The sequence below is a fragment of the Bacillus sp. AFS001701 genome (assembly GCF_002559405.1).
Classification (GTDB): Bacteria; Bacillota; Bacilli; order Bacillales; family Bacillaceae_G; genus Gottfriedia.
The window spans coordinates 1-6089 of the sequence record NZ_NTZO01000427.1; the positions used below are offsets into that span (position 1 = coordinate 1).

The following is a 6089-nucleotide window of genomic DNA, read 5'->3' on the forward strand; positions in this document are numbered from 1 at the left end:
AGTAAATGATGAAATTAAGAAATATAACCTAGGTTGTCCTTTTCCAATGCAAAGAAATTATGTAAATAAGGAAAACCTTGAGAATCAATTGATGTATTGGAAATAAGTTTGTGAAAAAATGAACGATTTAACTATATTGATGTTTATACTTATTTAGTCGGTATAAGCATTTTTTTATTTTCTAACTTTAAAATGGTAATTTTATGAAAAAATCTATATTTAATGTTAATGTAAAATACATACATAGTAAGAAGTTGTACAGGGGGAATAGGAATGAGCGCCACTCTTGAAGTAAGGAGACTAGATCGGAATTTTCCATTTTGTTTGTTTTCAAATGATGGATTGACGTTAGTTGGTCATCATTGGCATAAACTCGTAGAAATCATTTATGTACAAAAAGGTATTTTAAAGATTGGTGTAAATGATGAGTTACTACATTTAGAAGAAGGAGAATTTTATATCATTAATAGCGGTGACATTCATTATTTTTTATCTTCACCGAATAGTATGAGATTGGTCGTGCAATTTGATTTTTCAATTTTCGAAGATGTACAGTTTTTGAAAAAAAATAATATGGAACTAATTGAATTGTTGAATTGTATTCAAAAATCTAGTGTTTTATGGAATATAGAAGTGAAACAGAAAATGATTACTTATTTAAAAGAACTTGAGAGTGAATATATTGATAAAAAAGAAGGTTACGAATTGGCGATTAGAGCTAGATTGTATGATATTTTACTACTAATCTATCGAGATCTACCTCATACAGAAAATAATAAGCTTAACTACCCTAATAGGAATGCTAGTCTTTTAAAATTAGAAAAAATATTTCATTATATAGAAGAAAATTATATGAATGATATTACGTTAAATGATGTTGCGAATTATATCGGTTTTACGAATTCATATTTTGCAAAGTTTTTTAAAAAATACACTGGATCTACATTTTGTCATTTTGTAAATCAATACAGAATAACGAAGGCTCAATGGTATTTATTTAATGAAGATTTACCAATTACAGAAATTGCTTATAATGTTGGATTCATCAATGTGAAAACGTTTAACAGATTATTTAAAAACGAGGTTGGTCTCTCTCCAACCCAATATAAAAAAAAGACAATATTTGAGAAGTTTTAGGCAAGGTGTAAGGAAGACTCAAATGAATTATTTCTATAAACTGGAAATGTAAATAACATTTCCGGAGGTTTTCAAATGAAATTAAAAGTAGGAATAATCGGTTGTGGTGGAATAGCTAATGGTAAACATATGCCAAGCTTAGCAGCATTAGATAATGTAGAAATGGTAGCTTTTTGTGACATTATTGAAGAACGCGCTATTAAATCGAAAGCAAAATTTGGTGTTGAGGAAGCAAAGACATATACAGATTACAAGGAATTATTAGCAGACAAATCAATTGATGTTATTCACGTTTGTACTCCAAATAAATCACATTCATTTATTACGATTGATTCTTTAGAAGCAGGTAAACACGTTATGTGTGAAAAGCCGATGGCAAAAACTTCAGCAGAAGCAAAAGCGATGGTAGAAGCGTCAAAACGTACAGGAAAAAAATTAACGATTGGCTATCAAAATCGTTTTCGAAACGATTCACAATATTTAAGCGAAGTTTGTAATAATAATGAACTAGGTGAAATTTATTTTGCAAAAGCTCATGCGATTAGAAGAAGAGCAGTACCTACTTGGGGCGTATTTTTAAATGAAGAAGAGCAAGGTGGCGGACCATTAATTGATATAGGTACTCATGCTTTGGATTTAACATTATGGCTGATGGATAATTATAAACCTAAATTTGTAGTTGGAAACGTTTACCACGAATTATCACATAAAGAAAACGCTGCAAATGCTTTTGGACCATGGGATCCAAAGGAATTTAAAGTAGAAGACTCTGCATTTGGTTTTATTACGATGGAAAATGGTGCAACAGTTATCCTAGAATCGAGCTGGGCTTTAAACACTCTAGAAATAGGAGAAGCTCAAACTACACTTTGTGGTACTGAAGGTGGAGCTGATATGAGAGATGGACTTCGTATAAATGGGGAAGCATATGGGCGACTTTACGATAAAAAAATTGATATAAACACTGGTGGCGTAGCTTTTTATGAAGGTGCAACCGATTCCGCCGAAGTATTAGAAGCGAGACAATGGATCGACAGTATTATTAATAATACAGAACCAACTGTTAAACCTGAGCAAGCATTAGTTGTAACTCAAATTTTAGAGGCAATCTACGAATCTTCAAAATCAAAGAAACCGATATATTTTAATAATTAGTATAGGAGATGGAATAAATGACATTACCAATTGCCCTACAATTATGGAGTGTTAAAGAGGATGCAGCAATCGACTTTTTCGGTACATTAGAAAAAGTAGCGCAAATGGGTTATGACGGTGTTGAGTTCGCGGGATACTATGGTAAAAATGCTTCAGAAATAAAATCTGTTTTAAACAAACTAGGGTTAATGATAGCAGGAGCCCATGTAAGTACAGAACAAATTATTCATCACATTGATGAGGTAATTGCTTTCGAAAAAGAATTAGGAAACAAATACGTAGTATGCCCTTGGGCAAATTTTACTAGTTTAGAAGAATGGAAAGAATTCACAGAACATTTACAACAGTCAGGAAAGAAGCTAGCTGAAGCAGGGATATCTTTAGTCTATCACAATCATGCTCATGAATTAGTTGCATTTGAAAATGAATATATTCTCGATAATATATTCAATTCAGTTCCAACTAATCTCTTAAAAGCAGAGTTGGATACATATTGGTTAGAATTTGCTGGTGTAGATGCGGTGGAATATATGAGTAAGTATAAAGGAAGAACTCCATTAATTCATGTGAAGGATATGGCTCCATCCAAAGAGGAAAGTACCGAAATAGGAAATGGAATTATGAATATAAAAGGTATTGTACAACAAGCGAAACTAAATTCCGCCGAATGGTTAATTGTTGAGCAAGAAGCGTTTACTAAACCACACTTAGAAAGTGTCGAAATTGGATTGAATAATTTAAGAATGATACTAGCTGATGCTTAAGAAGCTATTAAGCTATTTAAAAAATAGAGATGGGTGAGTCATATGGTAAAAGTAACGATTTGGAATGAAAATCGACATGAACAAATTAATCCAGATGTAAAAAGCATCTATCCAAGCGGAATACACACAACCATTGCTACCTTCTTAAATGAAGCAGGGTACAATACTACAACGGCTACATTAGAGCAACCTGAGCATGGATTGACGGATGAAGTGCTAGAAAAAACTGATGTATTAGTTTGGTGGGGACATATTGCTCATAATGATGTGCAAGATCAAATTGTTCAAAAGGTTTATGAAAAAGTATTGCAAGGAATGGGGTTAATTGTCCTACATTCTGGTCATTTTTCTAAGATTTTTAAAAAATTAATGGGGACTAGCTGTGATTTAAAATGGCGTGAAGCAGCGGAAACGGAAAGACTTTGGGTTGTCGATCCGTCTCATCCAATAGTAGATGGAATTGGTGAATATATTAAGATTGACCAAGAAGAAATGTATGGCGAGCATTTTGATATTCCTACCCCAGATGAGCTAGTTTTAGTAAGTTGGTTTAAAGGTGGAGAGGTATTTAGAAGTGGATGTACATTTAAAAGAGGGAATGGGAAAATCTTTTATTTCAGACCAGGTCATGAAACTTATCCAACTTATCATCATAAAGAAGTTCAAAAAATTATCATTAATGCAGTAAATTGGGCGAATAAATCAAAAAGAAATTATCCTTCATATGGACATACAGAGGCCAGAGAGGCATTAACGTAAATAATAGATTGGAGCGAGAAAAAGATGAAATTAGGAGTATTCACGGTATTATTTGCGGATCAATCATTTGAAGAAATGCTTGATAAAGTTGCACACTCCGGATTAAAGGCTGTTGAAATAGGAACTGGTTGTTACCCTGGGAATGCCCATTGTCCGTTAAATGATTTATTAGAAAGTGAGCAACTCAGAAGAGAATATATTGAAAAAGTTGAAAAACGCGGATTAACAATTAGCGCTTTTAGTTGTCATGGAAATCCTTTATCGCCTGATAAAGAGTTTGCGAAGGAATCTCATGATGTACTTGCTAAAACGATTAAATTGGCTTCGCTATTAAGTGTACCAGTTGTAAATTGCTTTTCTGGAACAAGTGGTGACCATGAGGAAGCAAAGTTTCCTAGTTGGCCTGTAACTGCTTGGCCTAATGAATACAGAGATGTACTAAATTGGCAATGGGAAGAAAAACTAATTCCTTATTGGAAAGAAATGGGCAAATTTGCGGAGGATCATCAAGTAAAAATTGGCTTAGAACTACACGGTGGCTTTTTAGTTCATACTCCATATACATTATTAAAGTTGCGTAAAGAAACTAGTGATGCAATTGGTGCTAACTTAGATCCTAGCCATCTTTGGTGGCAAGGAATTGATCCTGTAGCTGCGATTAAAATACTTGGAAAAGAAAATGCAATTCACCATTTCCATGCAAAAGATACTTATATCGACCAAGATAATGTAAATATGTATGGTTTAACTGATATGCAGCCATATGGTGACGTACAAACTAGAGCTTGGACATTCCGATCAGTAGGCTGTGGACATAGTTTGAAAGATTGGTCAGATATGATGAGTGCACTACGTACATTTGGATATGATTATGTCGTTAGTATTGAACATGAAGATCCAATCATGTCGATTGAAGAAGGTTTTTCACGTGCTGTGAAAAACTTACAGTCTGTATTAATAAATGAAGAGCCATCACAAATGTGGTGGACTTGATAAAAGATAAGTAACCAATCTAAAAAAAGTTGGTGTAAAAATGGAAAAATTAAGAGTTGCGATTATTGGTTGTGGAAATATTTTTTTAATGCATGCACAACCCGCTTTCATAAGAGAAAATGTTGAATTAGTAGCGGTTTGTGATATTAAGGAAGAGCGAGCAAAAGAGAAAGCTGAACAATTCAAATGTACTTATTATACAAACTATCTTGAGCTATTTGAGAAAGAAAATTTAGATGTTATCCATATTTGCTTACCGCATTATTTACACGCGCCGGTTGCTATTGAAGCAGCAAAACGAAAAATCCATGTTCTTACTGAAAAGCCAATGTCTATCCATTATTCTGATGCACAAGAAATGGTAGAAACAGCAAAAAATAATGGAGTAACATTAGGTGTCATTTTCCAAAATAGGTATAATCCAGGATCAGTTCTAATTAAAGAAATGTTACAAAATGGTACTTTAGGTAAAATTAAATCTGGAAAACTATCAGTAACTTGGGACCGTTCTGACGAGTACTATTTAACTAGTGATTGGAAAGGGACTTGGGAAAAAGAAGGTGGCGGTGTAGTCATTGACCAAGCTATTCATACGATGGATTTAATGCGATGGTTCGTTGACGATGAGATTGAATATGTTGACGCGTCGATTAGTAATAGAGCACATGAAATGATTGAAGTTGAAGATTGTGCAGAAGGCGTTATTAAGTATAGAAGTGGTGTAGTTACTGCGTTTCATACAATAAACTATTATTCTTATGATGCACCAGTTACAATTGAGCTGCATTGTGAAAACGGACTTGCTAAAATGGTTTCTGATCGTGGAGTTGTCTCTTTAAAAGATGGAAGAGAGTTCGTTGCTGATAACAATCCAAATGAAACCTTTGATTATGGCAATGGTGCGAAAGGATATTGGGGCGTAAGTCATGTAAAACAGATTAATAATTTTTATGAATCATTGAATGATCATTCTCAGTTACATATAACTGGTGAAGAAGCGATGAAAACCCAAAAAATGATTTGTGCAATCTATGAATCAGGTAAGAAAAAAGAGAGGATTTATTTATAAATTAATCTATTATATTATCCCCAATAATTTAATAATTAGACTTATAAAAAAGTAAATGACGTGGAGTGTTATGTTCCATGGGTTTACTTTTTTTTATTTTCTCACTGTATTCAATGACTAATTTAAATATTAGAAGTTTTTAATTTTATCATGTTTATTTAATAAAATTGGTTGACCCTCATTTATGAAAAAGCATATAATTTTAACTATTA

General features: G+C 33.0%; 6 protein-coding genes. All 6 read left to right on the plus strand.

Annotated elements, in window-relative coordinates:
• Positions 1-273 precede the first annotated feature (273 nt).
• The 6 genes from CN514_RS20510 to CN514_RS20535 all read left to right on the plus strand — a co-directional run bounded on the left by CN514_RS20510 (position 274) and on the right by CN514_RS20535 (position 5877).
• Positions 274-1137, plus strand: a complete 864-nt coding sequence (locus tag CN514_RS20510; protein WP_098234176.1) for an AraC family transcriptional regulator — start codon at positions 274-276, stop codon at positions 1135-1137.
• 75 nt (positions 1138-1212) lie between these two features.
• Positions 1213-2292, plus strand: a complete 1080-nt coding sequence (locus CN514_RS20515; protein ID WP_098234177.1) for a Gfo/Idh/MocA family protein — start codon at positions 1213-1215, stop codon at positions 2290-2292.
• Positions 2293-2309: 17 nt separating this feature from the next.
• The gene (locus tag CN514_RS20520) at positions 2310-3056 is read left to right on the plus strand and encodes a sugar phosphate isomerase/epimerase family protein (RefSeq protein WP_098234178.1); all 747 of its coding nucleotides are present in this window, start codon (positions 2310-2312) and stop codon (positions 3054-3056) included.
• Between the two features lie 42 nt (positions 3057-3098).
• A complete protein-coding gene (locus tag CN514_RS20525) occupies positions 3099-3815 on the plus strand; it encodes a ThuA domain-containing protein (RefSeq protein WP_098234179.1) in 717 nt (238 codons plus the stop codon).
• 24 nt (positions 3816-3839) lie between these two features.
• Positions 3840-4808: a sugar phosphate isomerase/epimerase family protein gene (locus tag CN514_RS20530; RefSeq protein WP_098234180.1), complete on the plus strand. Its 969-nt coding sequence runs from the start codon at positions 3840-3842 to the stop codon at positions 4806-4808.
• Between the two features lie 40 nt (positions 4809-4848).
• Positions 4849-5877: a Gfo/Idh/MocA family protein gene (locus CN514_RS20535; RefSeq protein WP_098234181.1), complete on the plus strand. Its 1029-nt coding sequence runs from the start codon at positions 4849-4851 to the stop codon at positions 5875-5877.
• Positions 5878-6089 lie beyond the last annotated feature (212 nt).

Coding starts and splice junctions, on each gene's coding strand:
- CN514_RS20520 (WP_098234178.1), top strand. CDS start 2,310: ATGACATTACCAATTGCCCTACAATTATGGAGTGTTAAAGAGGATGCA.
- CN514_RS20525 (WP_098234179.1), top strand. CDS start 3,099: ATGGTAAAAGTAACGATTTGGAATGAAAATCGACATGAACAAATTAAT.
- CN514_RS20510 (WP_098234176.1), top strand. CDS start 274: ATGAGCGCCACTCTTGAAGTAAGGAGACTAGATCGGAATTTTCCATTT.
- CN514_RS20515 (WP_098234177.1), top strand. CDS start 1,213: ATGAAATTAAAAGTAGGAATAATCGGTTGTGGTGGAATAGCTAATGGT.
- CN514_RS20530 (WP_098234180.1), top strand. CDS start 3,840: ATGAAATTAGGAGTATTCACGGTATTATTTGCGGATCAATCATTTGAA.
- CN514_RS20535 (WP_098234181.1), top strand. CDS start 4,849: ATGGAAAAATTAAGAGTTGCGATTATTGGTTGTGGAAATATTTTTTTA.